This window comes from Nonomuraea sp. NPDC048826 (assembly GCF_043198225.1).
In the GTDB taxonomy this organism is placed as follows: Bacteria; Actinomycetota; Actinomycetes; order Streptosporangiales; family Streptosporangiaceae; genus Nonomuraea.
The window spans coordinates 746,678-765,864 of record NZ_JBICUQ010000002.1 but is presented as its reverse complement, the minus strand read 5'-3'; the positions used below and the strand labels follow the sequence as shown (position 1 = coordinate 765,864).

Below are 19,187 nucleotides of genomic sequence, written 5' to 3'. Positions count from 1 at the left end.
CTCAGAGCCAGCCGCGCCGCTTGAAGATGACGTACAGGGCGCCGCAGACGCCGGCCATGAGGAGGATCGCGAACGGGTAGCCGAAGGCCCAGTGGGTCTCCGGCATGTTGTCGAAGTTCATCCCGTAGATGCCGCCCACCACGGTCGGCGCGAACAGGATGGCCGCCCAGGCGGAGATCTTCTTGACCTCCTCGCCCTGCTGGATGCTGACCTCGGTCATCCTGGCCATCTCGGCGTTCTGCGCCTGGGTGACCAGGGTGGAGTTGACCACCAGGATGTCCTGGAGCTGCTGGCGGAAGGAGGCCACCCGCTCGTTGACGGTGATGGCGTGGTCGGCCACGTCGCCGAGGTAGCTCTGCAGCTCCTCGTCGACCCCGTACTTGCCGGCGCCGGCGATGAACCCCTCGATCAGCCGCACCAGCGGCGCGGTGGCCCGCTGGAACTCGATGACCTCGCGCGACAGCTCGTAGACGCGGCGGGACACCGCCGGGTCGCCGCCGAACACCTGGACCTCGATCTCCTCGATGTCTTCCTGCAGCCCTTTCACGACCGGCGCGTAGCCGTCGACGACCGCGTCCAGGATCGCGTAGAGCACCGCCTGCGGGCCCTTGCGCAGCAGGTCGGGCTCCGACTCCATGCGGCGGCGCACCACCTGCAGGTCGGGCGCCTCGGCGTGGCGGACGGTCAGCACGAAGTCGGGACCGACGAAGACGTGCAGCTCGCCGAAGGTCACCTCCTCGGCCTCGTCGACGTAGGTCGCGGCACGCAGCACGACGAAGAGGGTGTCGCCGTAGCGGTCGGCCTTGGGCCGCTGGGAGCCGACGATGGCGTCCTCGACGGCAAGCTCGTGCAGCTGGAACGCCTCGGCGAGCTTGACCAGCTCCCACTCCTTGGGGCGGTAGAGGCCGATCCAGGCGAGCGCGCCGGGTTTGTCCTTCAGGCACTGGAAGGCGTCGGCCAGCGATCCGGGGTTGTCGATCGCCCGGCCGTCCAGGTAGATCGTGTTGTTGATGACCGTCGGGAAGTAGGGCGCCTCGTCCTCGCTGGGCCGCGGGTCCATCGACTGCTCGGGGGCCGGTTCGCGGGTCACCCCGCCGCGTCGGCGTCCTTTCACCCTGGCCATGCCACCTCCTGTGTCGCCCCCTAGGTGGCGAAGTCGTCGAGCTCCCGCATGGCGCGCTCGCGGATCGTCTGCCGCCACATCGGCGTCCACCCGAACAGCAGCCCCTGCGGCCGGCCCAGCGCCATCTTGGACCAGCGCTTGAAGTCGAACTCGTCGTGGTGCCGGACGATCAGGTCGTCCTCGAACCGGAACATCGCCTCGATCTCGTTGACCACCTGACGGCCGGTCCTGGACATGCAGTAGCGGGCGGTCCAGCGGGCGGTGCCGGAGAAGTCGTCCGCCGTGGCCCCGTGGAACTCGGCCTTCATCCCGTCGCCCACGCTGAGCTGGAGGCGCCACATGGCCATCACCCTGTCGCGGCCCTCGAGCTCCTGGAAGACGGGGTCGCCGAAGCTGACCTCGGGGTGGTAGCAGCGCTCCATGGCCGTCAGGTCAGCACGGCCAAGAGCCTCGTAGAACGCGCTTATCAGCGCCACGTGCCGATCGTTCACCTTGCTATCGAATCATGGCCAGGCCGTTGCTCCAGCACACAGACCGCAACCAGTCGTCGCCGAGATCGAGCCGGTCGAGCGCGTGCAGCTGGTGGGCGTACGGATGGGGGATCGTCGGGAAATCGCTGCCGAGAACCACCTTCCCCGCCAGCCCGAGTTCACGCAAAGCAGGGCGAAGCCGGGCAGGGAACGGCATGCCGATCTCGGCGAAGTCCGTGAAGGCCATCGTGGTGTCCAGCGCCACCCGTTCGTGCCGCTCGGCCAGCGCGAAGAACGGGTCGTACTCCGGCATGCCGAGGTGAGCGATGATCATGCGTAGCCGGGGATGCCGGCGCAGCACCTCGCCGATCGGCTCCGCGCCGACGAACCCGCCGGGCACCGGCACCGAGCTGGCGTGCACCACCACCGGCAGGCCGGTCTCGGCCAGCAGCCCCCAGGTGGCGTCCAGCCCGGGCACGCGCGGGTCGAAGTTCCCCACCTGGAGGTGCACCTTGAAGATCTTGGCGCCCCGGTCCACCGCCTCCTGGACGTACGCGGTCGCGCCGGGCTCGGGATAGAAGGTGGCCGAGGGCAGGCAGCCGGGCGTGCGCTCGGCGAAACCGAGCGTCCAGGCGTTGAGGTCGGCGGCCATGTCGGGCTTGTGGGCGTACGCGAGCGCGGGGAAGGCCGTCACCCCCAGCTCCCGCAGCCGGGTCACCCGCTCCTCCACCGGCCACTCGTAGACGATCTTCCAGCCGCCGCCCATGAGCGGGCCGCCGTGGGCGAAGTGGTGCCAGACCCTGCGCTCCATCCGCTCAGGCAGGAAGTGCACGTGCAGGTCGACCAGGCCGGGCAGCCCGAGCTCCCCCCACCAGGCACGCACCCCGTCATCAGAATGAAGTTCTGTTACCACGACTGTGACTTTACCCGGCTAGGGTCTGTTGTCGATGGACAAGCTCTGGGCCCAGCTGATCGAGTCGCAGCCCGCCCCCGCCCCCTGGGTCGTCGTGGTGTCCGCACTGGCAGCGCTGGCGATCGTCTCCTTCTCCACACCGTGGCAACTGGCCCGTGGGCTGATCACGATCGCCCACGAGGGCGGCCACGCGGTCATGGCGTTGCTCACCCGGCGCAAGCTGGAGGGCATCCGGCTGCACTCCGACACCTCGGGCGTGACCCTGACCAGGGGCAGGCCCAACGGGCCCGGCATGGTGCTGACCGCGCTCGCGGGCTACCTCGCGCCGCCGCTGCTCGGGCTGGCCGCCGCCTGGCTGACCGACCAGGGCCGCATCACGCTGCTGATCTGGGGAATGCTGCTCTTCCTCGTGTGCATGCTGCTGCTGATCCGCAACCTGTACGGTGCGCTCATCCTGCTGGCGGCGGGCGGGGCGGTCTTCGCCCTGTCGATGTACGCGCCGGACGAGGTGCAGCAGGTGGTGGCGTTCGTGGTGGTGTGGTTCCTGCTGTTCGGCGGCGTCCGGCCCATCCTGGAGCTGCAGCGCAAGCGGCGCAGGCGGCAGGCGCGCGACTCCGACGCCGACCAGCTGGCCCGGCTGACGCTCCTGCCGGGCGGGTTCTACGTGTTCTTCTTCCTGCTGGTGGCGGGAGCTTCGGTGGCGGGGGCCGCCTACTTGATGAATCCTCTCTAGCTCGATTTCTCACACGGGGGTTGTGTGGTGCTGCCGGCGGGAGACGTGCCCGGATACCGGGTGCTCGATCAGGCGGGCCAGGGCGGGTTCGCCGTCGTCTACCGCGCCCATCAGGAGCGCCTCGACCGGGTCGTGGCGCTGAAGGTGCTCTCGGTCGACCGGGTGGACTCCGGCACGATGCGCAGGTTCCAGCGGGAGCTGCGGCTGACGGGGCGGCTGACCGGCCACCCCAACGTGGTGACGGTGTTCGACACCGGCATCACGCGCTCCGGCAAGCCGTACATCGCGATGGACTTCTTCGAGCACGGCTCGCTGCGCGACAAGGTCCGCGCGCAGGGCCCGCTGCCGGTCGCGGAGGTGCTGCGCACCGGGGTCAAGCTGGCGGGCGCGCTCGCGGCCGTGCACGACGCGGGCGTCCTGCACGGCGACATCAAGCCGCAGAACATCCTGGTCTCCCGGTACGGCGAGCCGGCCATCGCCGACTTCGGCGTGGCGCGCGTGGTCGACTCGTCGGAGATCTCCGTCACGACCCACTCGTTCACCCCGCTGCACGCCGCCCCCGAGGTGCTGACCGGTCAGCCCCATTCGGCCTTGAGCGACCTCTACTCGCTCGGCTCGACCCTCTACCATCTGCTGGCCGGGCAGCCGGCCTTCCACAGCGCCACCGACCCGTCGATCGCGCCGCTGATGTACCGGGTGCTGAGCGTCGAACCGCCGCCGATCAACCGGCCCGACGTGCCGCCGCCGGTCTCCGCAGCCATCCTGCGGGCCATGGCCAAGCAGCCGGAGCAGCGGTACGCGTCCGCCCGCGCCTTCGCCCACCAGCTCCGCCGGATCCAGTCCGACCTGGGCTTCCCCGTCACCGACCTGATCGGCGACGACACCCCCGTGCCGCCCCGGCCCGGCCCCCGCCCGGCGACCGGCGACGCCCCGCAGGCCCCGTCCCCCGTGCCACCCTCCGCCGCCCAGTACGGGAACGCCCCGCAGGCCCCGATCTCCGTGCCACCCCCCGCCGCCCCGTACGGAGACGGCCCCGGCTACGGCGCTTTCCCCGCCCACGCCGGTCCGCTGCACGCGGTCCCCGCCCAGGCCGACCCCGGGCCGGGAGGTCCCGGGTACGGCGGCTTCCCCACACCCGCGCAGGCCGGTCCCGCGTACGTCACCCCCGCTCCGGCCGCTCCTGTACGGGGAGGCGCTGAGGGCGGGGCTGTCAGGATGCGGATCGTCATCGGTGGGGTGGTGGCGACGGTGGCACTCGCGGGCATCGTGTTCGCCGTGTGGCTCTCCAGGGAGCAGGCCGAGCCGGTCGCCCGGCCCACGGCGACGACCGCCTCCCAGACACCCACCCGGTCACCCGGCGAGACCGGCGGGGCGGCGCTGGCCCCGACGAGGGTGAAGGTCACCGCCGACCGGGGGACGCTCGTACAGCTGGAGTGGCAGTTGCCCGTCGGAGCCCGCCACCACCCTCTCGTGGTGCAGCGCGCCCCGGTGGAGGAGGGCGAGCAGGCGCTGACCCCGCTCGACGCCGGCACCACCTCCACCCGGGTGGCGGGCCTCAAGCCGGGCACCGGTTACTGCTTCCTGGTCGGCGTCCCGGTGGAGATCTCCGCGAACAGCAAGGTCGCCTGGTCGAAGCCGGTGTGCATCAGAGGCGCCCGACCTCAGCGGGGCTGAGCCGCGAGGAACCGGCGGACGTCCTGGATCTCGGCGTCGAGAAGCCGCCGGGGCAGGTCGGCGAACGGGGTGACGGTGGCGTCGGCGCCCTTGCGGGTCCACGTGCCCCCGATCCGGCCGTCGGCGATGACGACGGGGCGCAGGATGCCGCCGCCGGGGAAGACGGCACGGGAGTGTTCGGGGGCGAGGATGGGGTCCCGGCTCTTCCAGCCCAGGAGATACTCGTCGAACGCGGGCGCGAGCCGTACCAGAGGCCCCTCGGACCCGGCCGGGGGCCCGGGCGCGGGCGCGAGCCGCCAGGCGGTGCGGGCGTCGCCGAGGGGCAGGCCGGACCAGGCGGCGAGGTCGTCGGGCTCCGCCGGGTGGTGGGCGCGGCGGTAGCGGAGGGCCAGCTCGGCGAGTGCGCGGTCGCGGTCCGGTTCTGGGGTGATGGGCGCGCCGAGCCAGTCGGCGGCGTGCACGTACGTGGGCTTGCCGCCGCGCGGCGGCGCGAGCACGGCGAGCCCGTGGTGGGCGGCCAGCGCGACCAGGTGCACGATCCCCTGCCCACGCGCCCGTCCGGCCAGCCGTGCCTCCAGGTCGGCCTTGGTGAGCGGGCCCTGGCCCCGGAGAGCGCGGTCGATGAGCTGGAGCAGGTCGTCGCCGGTGACGCCTTCCTGGGCGAGCCGCCGCTGGGTGCCGGCGAGCGATCGGCTGGTGAGGGTGTGGAGCCAGGGCAGGTCGTCGGCGTGCACGAAGTGCAGGGTGCCGCGCGGCCCCCAGGCTCTGACGATCTCCCGGTCGTGCCAGGCGGCCTCGACGTCCGCCCGGGTGAGCGTGGCCGACCGGGCGCGGAAGGCCAGATAGGCGGAGGGGATGTCCTGCGCCTGGACGGCCAGGAGGTGCCGGACGACGTCGCCGGCGCTCAGCCCGGCGGGCCGGTGCAGGAGCTGGCTCTCGACGCTGCGCATCCTCCGATCATCCCGTGCCGGCGGCTCCGACGCCTCACCTGATCGACCTGTCGCCGAGATCGGCCACCGCGGCGGCTTCCCTGCCGCGCTCGAACCCGTCCTCGTCGTAGTGGTAGGTCCGGCCCGGCCTGGTGTCCCAGCGTTCGAACTCCGCGCGTACCGCGGCCTCCCGACCGGCCAGCACCAGCTCACCGGCGCCGCCCGCCACCTCGTCGGCGACCTCCCGTACCCGGGCCCGCATCTTGTCCGCCAGGCCCCGGCCGTAGCCGCGGTAGAAGCCGCGCTGGTACAGCGTCCTCTTACGGCGCAGTCCCGGCGCCGGGAGATCCGGGCGGCGCGCCCGCTCGGCCCGCCAGGCCAGGCCGAACTGCACCTCCATCTGGATCAGCACCGAGGGCAGCAGGATCTTCAGCGACTCCAGCACCTCCACCGGCCCGGCCAGCCGTACGTGCGACACCCGGTCGCGTCTGCGCTGGCCCTCCTGGCAGCCCATGCACCCGAGCGCGCTGATCACCATCCAGACGGCCTCGGCCCGTTCGATGTGGTGCCCGCCGCTGGTGTCGATCGGCAGCCGCCAAGTGTCCACCCGGCTCGCGCCGCCGCCGCGCACCGTGTCGGCGTCCAGCCCCATCCGGTACAGGATCTTGGCCGCCAGCGCCGCCGCGCTCTCGGCCTCCTCGCGGCTCGATCCCCTGCCTTCGGCGATGTCCAGCAACGCGCGAACCTGATCGGCGCCCCAGGTCTTCCGCTCCCCCATGACCGCCCACTCTCTCAGCTCAAGCGGACCGGCCGGACCACCGAAAGAGAAGGCTGGTGGGGAACCGCCCACCTTCTCAGCTCAACGGGCCGCCCGCACCGCAAGGCACCTGCCGGGTCACCGGAGGAGGAGGCGGCGGCGGAGGCGGGTGGGGAGGGGGGTGCGGAGTCTGACGGCGCGGCGGACGGTCTCGCTGTGCCGCCAGGCCTCGTCGGCCGCCGACGGGGCGACGTCCTCGGGGGCGTAGCGGGCGTGGTTGGCGATGGCGGCCAGCGGGGTGAGGTGGGGCCGGATGTCGGGCGGCTGGCGGGTGACGACCTCTTCGGCGGTCAGCGCGGGCTCCCGGCCGAGTCCGAGGTCGTCGCAGGCCTGCCGCCAGGCGCCGAGCACCCGGGCGCCCGCCCCCGCGGCCGTCCTGCGGGCGCGCCTGCGCCACCAGGGCACGATCAGCGCCGCCGTCCCGTACAGGATCAGGAGTCCCGCCGCCGCGACAGGGATGATCATCCACGGCGGCCCGCCGGAGCTCTCGTCCGCCTTGCCGGCCGACGGCTTGCGTGAGGGCGCGGCCCGGTCGGCGCCGCCCTTGGCGAACTCGCCCTCCAGGCGCTCGCTCTCCTCGATCGCGGCCGACACGACGTCGTGGTCGTCCTTGGAGCCGCTGCGGCCGGGCGTGGGGTAGAAGGGCCGCCAGCCGAGCCCGTCGAACTTGATCTCAGCCCATGCGATGACATGTCCGGACTTGACGTGGTAGATCCCGTCCACGGCCTCGCCCGGCCGGAACCCGACGACCACCCTCGACGGCAGCCCCAGTGTCCTGGCCAGCAGCGCGAACGCCGACGCGAACTGCTCCGAGGTGCCCCGGTGCGTGGTGCGCAGGAAGAACTCCAGCCCCTTCAGCGAGTGTCCGGGCGGCGCTGTCACGTCGTAACCGGCGCCGGTGCGCAGGTAGCTCTGCAGCCGGTACGCCTTCTGGATCGGCAGGGTGGCGCCCTCGGTCGCCTCCTCGGCCAGCCGGCGGAACAGCTGCCGCTGCGGCCCCTCGGGGAACGCGGTCAGCGCCGGGTCGTCCGCCGGGACGGCCGCCCGCAGCTCGGCCCTGGACGGCCGGGCCACCCGCGAGGTCACCTGGTAGCCGAACCCCGCGCCGGGCTCGCGCGCGGCGAGCAGCGACCCGCTGGCCGGGTCCGCGGCCAGCCCGTCCACCCCGCCGACCTCGACGGGCCGTTCGGCGGCGGGCAGCCAGGTGCCGGGAAGGTCCTGGAACGTGATCTGCTGGCGTACGGTCTCGCCCGCGCCGGTCCATTCCCCCTCGGGCACCCGGCCGCCGGTCGGCTGGAAGCGGGCTCCTGAGGTCCACCGGACGCCGTCGTACCGGTCGAGCACGGCCAGCCGCCAGTTGAGCGGTTTCTCCGCCTTGACGGTGAACAGTTCCCGGTCGGGTATCTGCAGCCACGCCGACACCCGGTCGAGCGGGCTGACGCTGTCGACGCGGCGGGGAGGCGGCTGTTCGGCGTGCTCGCGAGGGTTGTACGGTTCCGCGGCGATGGGCAGCAGCGGCCCGAGGAGCACGGCGACGGCGGCCAGCGCGGCGGCGGCGGGCAGTCCGCCGAGCAGCCAGAGCGGCGAGCGCCCGTCGCCCGTCAGGGCCAGGGCGAGGACGAGGACCAGGAGCGCGCCGGTCACGGGCAGGTTGGAGCCCGCGCCGTCCACGCCGAGCAGCAGCGCCGCCCCGTACACAGCCAGCGCGGGCAGGGCGGCGGCGACACGGGTGCCGGTGCGGGCGAACACCTCGGCGCCCACGGTCGCGGCGGCCCAGACCAGCGTGTGGACCAGGACGAGCAGCCTGGGCTCCGGCTGGGCCGGGAGCAACGTGGTGAGCAGGGCGGGCACGGCGTCGGCGACGTCGGCGAACACCCCAGGCGCGACTCCCCCGTACAGCGGGACCGTGCCGGCGAACCAGAGCAGCGCGTCGAGCACGAGAGCCACCCAGAGCGGCCATCCGCGGGCCAGGCCGGCCACGACCGCCGGCGGGATCGCGGCCAGGGCCACGACCTGGATCAGCTCGGCGCCGGGGAACACCCGGTGGAACCCCCACCCGGCGGTGGCGGCGAGGCCCGCGACGAGCGCCAGACCGACGGCCGTCCGCCATCCTTCCCGCCGCGTCCCGGCGGCGCTCAGCACCGCCGGAGCGGTCATCGGGTCCCCCAGACGAGCGGGAGCATGGCCAGGTCCGTGACCGGGAGCACCGTCACGCCGGGAGCGGCGGGCGCCGACGGGCCGAGGTGTACGCAGATCACGCGGTCGAAGCGCCGCCGGACGGCGGACACCGCCGACGCCTCGGCCGGGTCTGCCGTGACGAGCACGAGCGACCCGCCGCCCCCGGCCCGGCGCAGCGCCTCCGTGACGCCCGTGGCGCCGGGGCCGACCAGGGCGAGCCGGTCGAGGACGAGCTCGGGGTCGCCCTTGGTCTCGGCCACCGGCCCGTCGCCGGTCAGCACGCGGACCGGGAACCCCGCCGTGGCGGCGGCGACGGCCACGGAGGCGGCCGCGTCCACGGCGAGTTCGGTGAGGTCGCGGGTGTCGAGGACGACGGTGGTCGTGGGCAGGCTGGCGTCGATGAGCCGGCGCACCATCAGCGTGCCGGTGCGCGCGCTGGAGCGCCAGTGGATCAGCCGCAGGTCGTCGCCGACCACGTACTCGCGCAGCGTGTGGAAGGTCACGGTGCCGCTGGGCGCGCTGTCGCTGGTGGGCCCCTCCAGGTGGTGGGCGCGGCCCGACGGCGGCACCGGCAGCGCGGCCGTGCGCGGGCGGACCAGGAGCGTGCGGGTCTCGCCGTACTCCCTGACCCGGCGGGTGAGCCCCAGCGGGTCGGCCCGTACCAGCATCAGCGGACCGATTGGGATGTCGCCCCTGGTGCCGGTGGGCAGCGGGTACGAGAGCACGCGGGTGCCGTGCCTGGGCAGGCGGGGCACGTCCACGGTGTGGTCGGCGCCGCCGATGCGGTCGCGGGCGCGCAGCCCGGTCCGTCTTCCGCCGAGGTTGCGTACGTGCAGCACGGCGACGGCGGCGTCGCCGCGCGGCACCTTGCCCGGCGTCACCTCGCGGCGCACCTCCAGCTTCGGCCTGGGCGCGGTCCACGCGAGCGCGGCGGCGAGCGCGATCAGCCCGCCGGTGGCGAGCACGACCGGTTCCGGGTAGCCGAGCGCGAACCCGGCGGCGTACAGGAGGACGGACCCGACGAGCGTGCCCCGGCCGAGCGGCGTCAGCACTACGCCGCCTGCGGCAGCGGCATCCCGGCGAGCAGGTCGCCGAGTACGCCGGCGGCGGTGACGTCGCGGAGCTCGGCCTCCGGGGTGCGGATGAGCCGGTGCGCGAGCACGGGCACGGCCAGCGCCTTGACGTCCTCGGGCAGCACGTAGTGCCGTCCGGCCGCGGCGGCCTTGACCCGGGCGGCGCGCAGCAGCGCCAGGCTGCCCCGGGGGCTGGCGCCGAGCCGCAGCTGCGGGTGGGTGCGGGTGGCGGCGCACAGCGCCACGATGTAGTCGTAGACCGGGTCGGCGACGTGGATCCGGGTGGCGAAGTCGATCATCCCGGCCACGTCGGAGGCGCGGGCGACCGCGGGCAGCCGGTCCACCAGCGCCCCGGACGGCATGCCCTTGAGCACCTCGACCTCGGAGACGTGGTCGGGATAGCCGACGGAGATCTGCATGAGGAACCGGTCGAGCTGGGCCTCGGGCAGCGGGTAGGTGCCGTCCATGTCGACCGGGTTCTGGGTGGCGACGACCAGGAACGGCCGCGGCACCGGGTGCGGCTCGGCGTCGACGGTGACCCGGCGCTCCTCCATCACCTCCAGCAGCGCCGACTGGGTCTTCGGCGAGGCGCGGTTGATCTCGTCGGCGAGCACGATGTTGGCGAACACCGGGCCGGGGTGGAACTCGAACTTCTGGTGCGCCTGGTTGAAGATCGACACGCCGGTGATGTCGCTCGGCAGCAGGTCGGGGGTGAACTGGATGCGCCCCCACCGGGCGTCCACGCTGGCCGCCAGCGCGCGGGCCAGCGTGGTCTTGCCGGTGCCCGGGACGTCCTCGATGAGCAGGTGTCCTTCGGCGAACAGGCAGATCAGCGCGAGCTCGACGGCTTCGCGCTTGCCCCGGATGACCTGTTCGACGTTGCCGGCCAGCATCTGGAAACGCTGCGCGAACTGGCCGGCGAGCTGCGCCGGCTGATGGGTCTGGTCATGCGTGTAATGCGTCACGCCGAGTCCCCCTGACTCAGTCGGTGCACTCGAACAGCGGGGCGGCGGGGAAGCCGCCGCGCGGGGTCTTCATCAGGGTGTCGCTGATGTAGGCGACGCCGCCGTTCCACTCGATCCTGTCCCAGATGTCGCTGGTCTCCCCCGACTGGCTCTCGGTGACCGAGCGGCCCTTGGTCTGGCAGATCACGGTCAGGCTCTGGTACTTGCCCTTGGGGATCTCGCCGATCTGGCAGTTGCCGGTGGGACAGGAGTTGATCTTCGTGTTGGTCTCGTCGTTGTTGGCGTTCTGGTAGGCGTGCCTGGGATAGGCCAGGTCCACCTCCGCCGTGGCCTCCTGCTGGCTCTCCCCGGCGTCGTTCGCGGCCTTGAGCTTGAACGTGTGCTTCTGGGCGTTCTTCAGGCCGTCGACGGCGTACGAGGTGCCTTTGATGCCCTCCTTGGTCACCGCGCCGGACAGCGTGTAGGTGACGCCGTCGCCGGCGTTCTCCGGGGCGTTCCAGGACAGGTCGGCGCCGCGGTTCTTGGCCTTGGCGGCGAACCCGGTGGGGGCGCCGGGGGCCACGCACGCCTTGACCGACGCGCTCGGGTCGGACGCCACCTCGCCGCCGGACCAGTGCGCGACCACCGTGAACGTGTACTCGGCCGAGCAGTCGCCGCCCTCGAACTCGAACCGGAACGGCCCTTCCGCGCCCACCGACTGCGGCGTGACCCGGCCGTCGCCGCCCGACACCTTCAGCGTGTAGCGCTCGACCTTGCCGCCTTCGGACGGGCCGAAGCTGATGTCGATCCGGCCGGGGCCGGAACGGGCGCTGACCGCGCCCGGCTTGCCCGGGGCGGTGGCCGACGGGGTGGGGGTCGGCGTCGGAGTGGGAGTGGGAGTGGGAGTCGGCGTCGCGGTCGGCGTCTGAGTCGGCGTCCTGGTGGGCTCGGCCGTCGGCTCCTCGCGGGTCGGCTCCGGCTCCGGCTCCGCCGTCTCGTCCGGGCTGCCCTGGTCGTCCGTCGGCGCCGGGCCGGGGTCGTCCTGGGTACGGGTCGGGTCCGGACGCGGGGTCTTCCTGGGCTTGGGCGTGTTCGTGGGGCCGGGGACGTCGGAGTCGTCCTTGTCGATGTCGTGCTTGCGGCCTTCCGGGTCGATGACGAGGGCGTTGTCGCCGTTCTCGTCGTTCGCCCAGAGCAGGCCGTCCTTGACGAACACGTCGATGGGGCCCGGGTCGCGCGCCACCTTCAGCGTGGTGGGCCGGCCGCCGTCGGCGCTGTCCCAGACGATCAGCGAGCCTGTGCTGTAGTCCGGCACGTACACCTTGGAGCCGAGCACCTGCGGCACCCCGAGCGCGGACGGGTCGGCCACGTCGAAGGTGGTGTTGAGCACCGCGTTGGACGCGGTGTCGATCACCACGAGCAGGCCGGAGTCACCGGAGGCGAGCACCGGGACGAGGGCGCCCTCGGTGCTCGGCGGGGCGAGTACGCCGCCCTCGGCGGCCTGGGCCACCTCCTTGGGCAGCGCGATCCGCCCGAGTCCGCCGTCGGAGCCGACGACGGTGGCGGTGGCGGCGCGGGTGTTCACGATCACCGGCAGGCTGCCGGCCACCGTGACGGCCAGCTCCTCGCCCGGGTTGCCGACCTTCAGCGCCTCGCCGGCCGTCCCGCCGCTGATGGGGACCGCCTCGCCCCTGGCGGGGACCGGCACCCAGAGCTTGCCGCCGCCGTCGATGCGGGCCGCGCCGAGCGGCCCGGGCAGCTCCAGCGGGGAGCCGATGGTGTTGAGGGTGCGCGGGTCGATCTGCTGGACCTTGCCCTCCGGCTGCACCGCGTACCCCGTCGAGCCCGACAGCACGAGCTGCACGCCCGCGGCGCCGAAGTCGCGCGACTGGGTGACGGTGAGCTGGCTCGGCTCGATGCGGCTGACGTAGCCGGTGCTGTCGTCGACGAGCAGCACGTTCGTCCCGTCCTGGACGATGCGCAGGTTCCTGCCCGCCTTGTCGTTCAGGTAGCCGTCGACCTCACCCGACAGGCCGTTGACGTGCACGATCTTGCCGCGTGCCTTGGTCCATAACCAGGCCCCGACGTCGGCCAACTTCGGATTCGCGCTCGACACGCCGACGCCGTAGATCGCCGCCGCGCCGACGAGAACCGCCGCGGCCACTCCGGCGATCACGGCCGTCGCGCGGTCGCCGCGCAGCACGCCGTTACGCATGCGGAAACTCACCCCGTACGCCCGATAACTTGCTTTAGCCCCCGTATGTCTCGCGAGTCACCCTAGCGGTCATCGCTCTCCCCCGCATGGCGTCGGGGAATGTCGGTCGGAGGCCGTACCTTAGTGCGCGTGTCCGAGCAGCCCTTGACCCTCGACGCCGCGCTCAGCGATGAGGCGGTGCTGTCGACCTACCGCCGGATGTTCGCGGCGCTCGCCCGCGACAGCGGCGCGGTGGTCGACGACCCCGTGCTCGTCGACATCGCCGAGACCCTGTTCGCAGCGTTCGCGGAGGCGGGCGAGGAGTGGCTGACGCACGAGCAGATGCGGCTGGCCTGCGGCGCCTATCCCGCCGACCAGTTCGACAACCGGCTGCGGGTGCTCAAGGGGCTGGGCGCGATCCGCGAGGTGTTCCCCAAGCCCAACCAGCTCCGCTACCGCGCGTCGTTCACCAGCGTGGTCGGCCTGATGTTCATCCGGCGGATGATGGACGACGGCGGCCAGTCCGAGATGCACCGGCTGCTCGCCCTGGAGGATCTCAACGTCGCCGACCCGCGCACGACCATGGAGGAGGCCAGGCAGAGCGCCGTCAACCTGGCGCGGGCGTTCCGGCTGTGGGCGCTGGAGCTGATCACGCTCACCACCGGCACCATCGAGGAACTGCGCGAGCAGGCGCCCAAGCTGTGGGGCACCGAGGAGATCGCCCGCCGCGCGCAGAGCCTCCACGGCACGATCCTGACCCGCTGGCCCGAGCTCGACCGGGTCTGCACCGACCTGCGGGCGGCGATCTACGCCTACAGCGACGCCTCCCGCCGCGCGGCCGGGCGGCTGGCCGACTCGGCCGGCACCACCCGCAACCTGACCCTGCTGCCGACCGAGGCGTGGCGCACGTTCGCGCAGACGGCGCCGAAGGAGCGGCTGGCGGCGGTGCTCGACGGGTTCGTGTTCGACGCCCCCGCGCCGTGGCACGATCCGGCGGCCATCGCCCGCGCCGTCGACGAGGCTCCCCGGCCTGCGCCCGCCCAGCCCACTCCTCCGCGCTCCACCCTGCCCGACCCCGGCCCGGCCGGCTCGCTCGGCGACGCGCCGGAGGCCGCCGTCGAGCGGCTGCGCGAGCTGGCCGAGTCCCTGCTGGGCGAGGCGTCCCGGGTGGCCCTGGCCGACGTGCTCGGCCGCGACTGGGTCACGGCCCGCCGGGTGCTCGCCGACCTGACCACCGTCGACCTGCGGCCGGAGCTGCCTTACCGGCTGGCCTGGTCCGACGGGCTCACCATCGACCCGTCCCGCGAGCCGTCCTGGCTCTCCCACGGCCACCTGGAGCGCACCCCGTGACGACTGACAGCGGCGCGCAGGTGGCCGGTCAGGTCGCGCATGCACGGGCGCGCGCCCAGGGGCCGTTGCGGCTGGGGCCCGGCCTGCCGGCGCCGGCGGGCATGACCAGGCTGAGCAGCCCCGACTCCACCGGGCTGGCGTTGCCGGTGTGGCCCGACGGGGCGACGCCGTCGCTGCTGGAGGAGCACCAGGTGGCGCCCATGCCGGTGGAGCGGTCCGGCGAGACGCGTCGAGTGCTCGCGGCGGTGCTCAAGTGCTGCTGGGCCGACCACTCGGCCGACCCGTGGCCCGGCGAGCCCGCGCCGCTGGAACGGATCCTCGACACCTACCGCGCGCTGATCGGCCGCACCGACGACCTGATGCGCAACTGGGCCATCGGGGCGCTGCGCCGGCTGCACGACTCGGCGTGGGCGGTGCTGGCCGACGGCATCGTCTCGCTCGGGCCCCGGTGCGCGCTCTGGCCGGTGGAGTCCCACGCGGTGCTGAAGGACCTGGTGCGCCGCATCCCCGAGCCGGAGCGGCGCGCCGTGCCGGTAGTGCCCGATGCCACCCTGATCGCCGCCGCCCTCCCGGAACGCCGCTCGATGCCGACGCCGCCCGACCCGGCCGCCAGCGGCGACGCCGACCCCGATTCCGAGCCGGGCGCCGCAACCGGCCCCACCGCTCCATCTGAGCCCACCACGCCACCCCGACCCGCCGCTGAGTCCGAGGGCGCCGATCTGGCGGTGGGGAGCAGGGTGGAGCCGGGGGTGCCCGAGTTCGACGACCTACTGGGCGGGTACGACGAGCGCCGCAGGGCCGAGTTGGTGGCCGCCTTCATGGTGGTGGAGCACGCCGCGGAGCCCGTACAGGAAGCGAGGTTCGCCGCGCTGCGCGACCCGGCGCTGCGGCGCACCCTCGCCGAGATGCTCGCCCGCCGCGGCCGCACGCTCATCCAGCAACGCGAACGCTGGACGTCCGGCTACGCCGACGATGTGGTCCGCGACCAGCCGCCCGGAGGCGGGCCCGGCGAGAGCGAGCGGGCCGTGCTGACCCTGGTGCTGGTGCATTCGGTGGCCATCCCGCGCGCCGAGGGCCTGCTGCCGGAGGACTCCTGGCTGTCGCCGCATCCGACCCCGGCCGACGAGTTGCGCCGCCACACCCAGCTCCCGATCGGCGAGCTGGAGTCTGCGCTCCGGGCGCTGCGCCACGCCGGGCTGGTGACCCAGGTCAAGGCGGGCGAGGAGGCGGGCGGCTACGTTCCCGGCCCGCAGTTCCACCGCCTCACGCCGGCGGCGCGCAGGCGGTTGCAGGAGGAGCTCATCCTGGCGGCGGGGCCCGACACGCCGTTGGCGGCGGCCGTACGCGCACGGAGGACGGCCCGGTGAGCGTGGTGGCCGGTGGAAGGAAACGGGGGTAGCGGTGGCACAGGTGGAGAACATCGTCGGGGATCGGGTGCTGATCGCCGTGCAGGCGGTCAACATCTCACGGCTGTCCACCCATCCGGTGCCCATCGTGCCCGGCACGCTGATCGTCGTGGCGGGGGCGGGTCCGAAGGACTCCAACGGCGCGGGCAAGTCGTCGTTCATCGCGTCGATCACGGCGCTGCTCGGCGACGAGCAGTGGCGGTTCGCCTCGGGCGCCAAAGCGGTGTCCGAGCTGCTGTTCAACGCCGAGCTGGCCAGCGGCGCGGGGGCGCGCCAGTGGGCGAGCGCCGGCCACGGCTACATCGTCGGCGTGTTCGCCCCCGCGGCTGGCGGTGAGAGCCTCGACGCCTACGCGGTCGACCCGGGTGACGACGACGGCGAGCTGTTCGGGGTGGCCGGGCGGCCCGACGCGCCGGTGACCGTCTGGCTGCGGGTCAACCAGGAAGCGCCGCACCTGGAGATCCGCTGGCGTGAGGGGGTCCGGCTGGCGGCCGCGCCGTCGGAGGCGGAACGGGTGGCGCGGGCCGACGAGATCTGGGCGTCGCTGCCCCGGTCCGCCGGTCGACGTGACGTGGTGGCGCGCGACCTCACCAAGGTCCTGTACGGCGACCGGGTGCGGTGCGTGTCCTTCCTGTCGACGAGCGTGCGCAGCAAGGTCGCCACCAACCTGCTGTCGCAACCGCTGAACGAGATCTCGCCGGAGCGGGTGTTCGAGGCGATCGCGGCTCTCACCGGGCTCGACGCGGAGCTGGAGCTGGAACGCGAGGCCCGGCGCGACGAGCACGCCAAGCGGGTACGGGCCGCGCAGGCGGCGGAGCGGCTGGCCGAGTTCGAGGCGGAGTCGCGGGCGCTGCTGGCCACGTTCGACCGGCGCGACCAGGCGCGGGTGCGGCTGGCCGGGGCGCTGCGGTGCTGGCAGGGGCGGCAGGCCCGCAAACTGGCCGACGCGGCGGCCAAGGACGACGCGCTCGCCGCCGACCTGGCACGACACCAGGCGGCGGGCGAGACGGCGGCCGAGGCCATCGCCGCCGTCCGGGCGGAGATCGCCACGCTGAAGGACGACACGCTCGACCGGCGGGTCACCGAGGCCCGCAAGGAGCTGGCCGCGTTCCAGGCGCGGGCGGCCAAGCTCGACGCCGACCGGGCGGTGGCGGAGAACTCCGCCGACGAGCTGCGTGGCCGCATCCCGGCGCTCGAGGAGGCACGCAGGTTCGCCGACGGGCGTGACGTGCCCACGGCCGAGCGGGAGTTGCGCGAGTCCCGGCTGCGCCTCAACGAGGCGCTCAAGGCGCTGGGCGTGGCCGACCAGGAGGTGGCTTCGGCCCGCGCCGCCCTGGACGACGCCGAGGGAGGCCCGGCCGCCGCCCAGCTCGCCGCCCTCACCGCGGCGGGCGTCCCCGCCTCCGGCCTGCTGGACGCACTCGACGTCGCCGAACAGGCCCGCGACCACGCCACGAGCCTCCGCCGTCAGACGGCCGACGCCTCCGACACCGCGGGCCCCGCCAGGACCGGCACAACCTCCGAAGCGGACACCCCGAGCGGCCCGGCGGGCGGCATGGGGGCTGGGCCGACGCTTGACGAGTTGCGCAACTGGCCTGGCGAGCATGCCGTGATCGTCGACGCCGGGCGGTTGACGGAGGCGGTCGCGGCGTTGCGCGAGCTGCCCGGGTCCGTGCTGGTCAGCGCGGCCGGGGTGAGCGTGGTGGGGGCGTTCGACGGGGTGGCGACCGGCCGGGAGGCCCGGATCAAGGCCGCCGAGCAGCGTCTCAACCGCGCCATGGACGCACAGGACACCGCTGCCCAGAGCGTGCGCGACGCCGAGGAGACCGTGACGCTGGCCCAGCGCAGGCTCGACGGGGCCAAGGCCGGGGTGCGCCTGGAGGAGCTGGAAGGACGGCTGACCGGGCAGCGCGCCCGCCTCGCCGAGCTGGTCGCCGCCCTGGAAGAGCTGGTCCCGCGGGTCGCGGAGGCCGAACGGGAGACCGCCGCGCTCGACTTCCGCGCCCGTACGAGAGACATGGAGATCGAGCGGCTGGAGAGCCGCCGCCAGCAGCTCGACGGCGAGCGGGCGCGCGCCCGCGAGCAGGAGACGCGGGTCGCCGCCGAGCGGGAGGCGCTGAAGCTCGGCGCCCTGGCCGCCGACTGGGGCGGCACCCCCGAGTCGGCCGTCGAGTGGTTGCGTGAACTGCCCGAGGACGAACGGCCGCGCACCGCCGACGAATGGTGGCGGGTCGCCGAACGACAGTTCGACCAGGCCCTGCGCGACACGTTCCCCGAAGAGGACGCGGAGGTGCCGGAGGAGCTGAGGTTCCTGCTGGCCGAGCGGGGCGGCAGCGCGGCGCGCGAGCAGGCGACGTTCACCGGCGTGTGCGGCGCGCTCGCCTCCTACCTGCGCGGCCAGGAGGAGTACGAGAAGCACCAGCGCAGGCAGATCGAGGCGCAGCTGGTGTCGCGGCAGCGCGACCTGGCGGCGGCCGACAAGGGCGCGGAGGAGGCGGCGCAGTCGACGGCGGTGCACCGCGCGGCGCTCACGGCCGCGATCAAGTCGAGGCTGGAGCGCGTGGCCGAGGAGTTCGAGAAGCTCGACGTCTCGTACGGCGGATACGGGGCGACGCTGGAGTTCCCGGTGCCGCCCGCTCCGGCCGACCCCGAGCAGCGCTGGCAGTGGCGGGTGACGCCGAAGTGGCGGCGCGGCGAGGGCCAGGGCTTCGTGCCCTACAACCGGCGGGCCAACACCGCGCTGATGGACGAGAAGGCGGTCAAGCTGGTGTGCGCGGCGGCCATCGCCTCGTCGGGCGGCGGTCACCTGTGCCTGGTCCTCGACGAGCTGGGCCGCAACCTGGGCAAGGAGCATCGCCGGGAGGCGGTGGCGCTGTTCCGGCGGATCGGCGAGACGTACGGCATCACGGTGATCGGGGCGTTGCAGGACGACATGGAGCCGTACGCGATCGACGCCTGCGGCCAGTACGTCAAGCTCCGCCGCTCCTCGGACGCGATGCCCTACAACGAACCCCCGGTGATCGTCGGCCACGACCAGCACGCGGACCGGGTCAAGGCCCTCGCCTCCTACGTCGACCGAACCACCGATTCAGTCTGACCCTCCAACCTCCCCTGGTTCCGGACAATGGGACGTCCAAAGGTCATGGTCATCCCGGCATGTGGCACCTGGGCGAAAGGAGCCTGGGCGTAGGTGATCCCGGGCGTAGGTGATCCCGGGCGTAGGTGATCCCGGGCGTAGGTGATCCCGGGCGTAGGTGATCCCGGGCGTGAGTGATCCCGGGCGTAGGTGATCCCGGGCGTGAGTGATCCCGGGCGTGAGTGATCCCGGGCGTGAGTGATCCCGGGCGTGAGTGATCCCGGGCGTGAGTGATCCCGGGCGTGCG

Annotated in this window: 14 protein-coding genes; 5 read left to right on the top strand and 9 right to left on the bottom strand. The window is 73.5% G+C overall.

Annotated elements, in window-relative coordinates; translation table 11 throughout:
• Position 1: 1 nt before the first annotated feature.
• The 3 genes from ACGFI7_RS09130 to ACGFI7_RS09120 are packed head-to-tail and all read right to left on the bottom strand — an operon-like array spanning position 2 to position 2,476.
• Positions 2-1,123 carry a magnesium and cobalt transport protein CorA gene (locus ACGFI7_RS09130; RefSeq protein ID WP_393401197.1) on the bottom strand — a complete coding sequence of 374 codons (1,122 nt, stop codon included), beginning with the start codon at positions 1,121-1,123 and terminating at the stop codon, positions 2-4.
• 20 nt (positions 1,124-1,143) lie between these two features.
• Entirely contained in the window at positions 1,144-1,614 is a 471-nt protein-coding gene (locus tag ACGFI7_RS09125) for a nuclear transport factor 2 family protein (RefSeq protein WP_393401194.1), read from the bottom strand.
• Positions 1,615-1,618: 4 nt separating this feature from the next.
• Positions 1,619-2,476: an amidohydrolase family protein gene (locus ACGFI7_RS09120; RefSeq protein WP_393401192.1), complete on the bottom strand. Its 858-nt coding sequence runs from the start codon at positions 2,474-2,476 to the stop codon at positions 1,619-1,621.
• A 64-nt stretch (positions 2,477-2,540) separates the two neighbouring features.
• Here ACGFI7_RS09120 and ACGFI7_RS09115 point away from each other — a divergent pair, with 64 nt between their 5' ends.
• Together ACGFI7_RS09115 and ACGFI7_RS09110 are read left to right on the top strand one after the other, a co-directional pair.
• Positions 2,541-3,239 carry a M50 family metallopeptidase gene (locus ACGFI7_RS09115; RefSeq protein WP_393401190.1) on the top strand — a complete coding sequence of 233 codons (699 nt, stop codon included), beginning with the start codon at positions 2,541-2,543 and terminating at the stop codon, positions 3,237-3,239.
• 27 nt (positions 3,240-3,266) lie between these two features.
• Positions 3,267-4,913, top strand: a complete 1,647-nt coding sequence (locus ACGFI7_RS09110) for a protein kinase (protein ID WP_393401187.1) — start codon at positions 3,267-3,269, stop codon at positions 4,911-4,913.
• Here the strand turns inward: ACGFI7_RS09110 and ACGFI7_RS09105 are convergent.
• From ACGFI7_RS09105 to ACGFI7_RS09080, 6 genes are all read right to left on the bottom strand, one after another.
• Positions 4,901-5,863, bottom strand: coding sequence for a winged helix DNA-binding domain-containing protein (locus ACGFI7_RS09105; RefSeq protein ID WP_393401184.1), 963 nt, complete (start codon positions 5,861-5,863; stop codon positions 4,901-4,903). The genes ACGFI7_RS09110 and ACGFI7_RS09105 overlap by 13 nt on opposite strands.
• A gap of 34 nt (positions 5,864-5,897) precedes the next feature.
• Positions 5,898-6,620 carry a hypothetical protein gene (locus ACGFI7_RS09100; RefSeq protein WP_393401181.1) on the bottom strand — a complete coding sequence of 241 codons (723 nt, stop codon included), beginning with the start codon at positions 6,618-6,620 and terminating at the stop codon, positions 5,898-5,900.
• Positions 6,621-6,737: 117 nt separating this feature from the next.
• The gene (locus ACGFI7_RS09095) at positions 6,738-8,816 is read right to left on the bottom strand and encodes a transglutaminaseTgpA domain-containing protein (protein ID WP_393401179.1); all 2,079 of its coding nucleotides are present in this window, start codon (positions 8,814-8,816) and stop codon (positions 6,738-6,740) included.
• Positions 8,813-9,889 (bottom strand): DUF58 domain-containing protein, encoded by a 1,077-nt coding sequence (locus ACGFI7_RS09090; protein WP_393401176.1) that lies wholly within the window; start codon positions 9,887-9,889, stop codon positions 8,813-8,815. The genes ACGFI7_RS09095 and ACGFI7_RS09090 overlap by 4 nt, the downstream gene beginning before the upstream one ends.
• Positions 9,889-10,875 (bottom strand): AAA family ATPase, encoded by a 987-nt coding sequence (locus tag ACGFI7_RS09085; RefSeq protein ID WP_393401173.1) that lies wholly within the window; start codon positions 10,873-10,875, stop codon positions 9,889-9,891. The genes ACGFI7_RS09090 and ACGFI7_RS09085 overlap by 1 nt, the downstream gene beginning before the upstream one ends.
• Before the next feature lie 16 nt (positions 10,876-10,891).
• Positions 10,892-13,069 (bottom strand): hypothetical protein, encoded by a 2,178-nt coding sequence (locus ACGFI7_RS09080; RefSeq protein WP_393401171.1) that lies wholly within the window; start codon positions 13,067-13,069, stop codon positions 10,892-10,894.
• A 129-nt stretch (positions 13,070-13,198) separates the two neighbouring features.
• On the opposite strand from ACGFI7_RS09080, the gene ACGFI7_RS09075 reads away from it, so the two are divergent.
• From ACGFI7_RS09075 to ACGFI7_RS09065, 3 genes are read left to right on the top strand one after another with little or no spacing between them, the layout of a single operon-like run.
• Positions 13,199-14,398 carry a hypothetical protein gene (locus ACGFI7_RS09075; protein WP_393401169.1) on the top strand — a complete coding sequence of 400 codons (1,200 nt, stop codon included), beginning with the start codon at positions 13,199-13,201 and terminating at the stop codon, positions 14,396-14,398.
• The gene (locus ACGFI7_RS09070; RefSeq protein ID WP_393401166.1) at positions 14,395-15,765 is read left to right on the top strand and encodes a hypothetical protein; all 1,371 of its coding nucleotides are present in this window, start codon (positions 14,395-14,397) and stop codon (positions 15,763-15,765) included. Before ACGFI7_RS09075 ends, ACGFI7_RS09070 begins: the two co-directional genes overlap by 4 nt.
• Positions 15,766-15,799: 34 nt before the next feature.
• Positions 15,800-18,901, top strand: coding sequence for a chromosome partitioning protein ParA (locus ACGFI7_RS09065; RefSeq protein WP_393401164.1), 3,102 nt, complete (start codon positions 15,800-15,802; stop codon positions 18,899-18,901).
• Positions 18,902-19,187: the final 286 nt, after the last annotated feature.

Excerpts from the sequence above, each read along its gene's own strand:
- ACGFI7_RS09130 (WP_393401197.1), bottom strand. The coding sequence starts at position 1,123 with ATGGCCAGGGTGAAAGGACGCCGACGCGGCGGGGTGACCCGCGAACCG.
- ACGFI7_RS09115 (WP_393401190.1), top strand. The coding sequence starts at position 2,541 with ATGGACAAGCTCTGGGCCCAGCTGATCGAGTCGCAGCCCGCCCCCGCC.
- ACGFI7_RS09105 (WP_393401184.1), bottom strand. The coding sequence starts at position 5,863 with ATGCGCAGCGTCGAGAGCCAGCTCCTGCACCGGCCCGCCGGGCTGAGC.
- ACGFI7_RS09100 (WP_393401181.1), bottom strand. The coding sequence starts at position 6,620 with ATGGGGGAGCGGAAGACCTGGGGCGCCGATCAGGTTCGCGCGTTGCTG.
- ACGFI7_RS09095 (WP_393401179.1), bottom strand. The coding sequence starts at position 8,816 with ATGACCGCTCCGGCGGTGCTGAGCGCCGCCGGGACGCGGCGGGAAGGA.
- ACGFI7_RS09080 (WP_393401171.1), bottom strand. The coding sequence starts at position 13,069 with ATGCGTAACGGCGTGCTGCGCGGCGACCGCGCGACGGCCGTGATCGCC.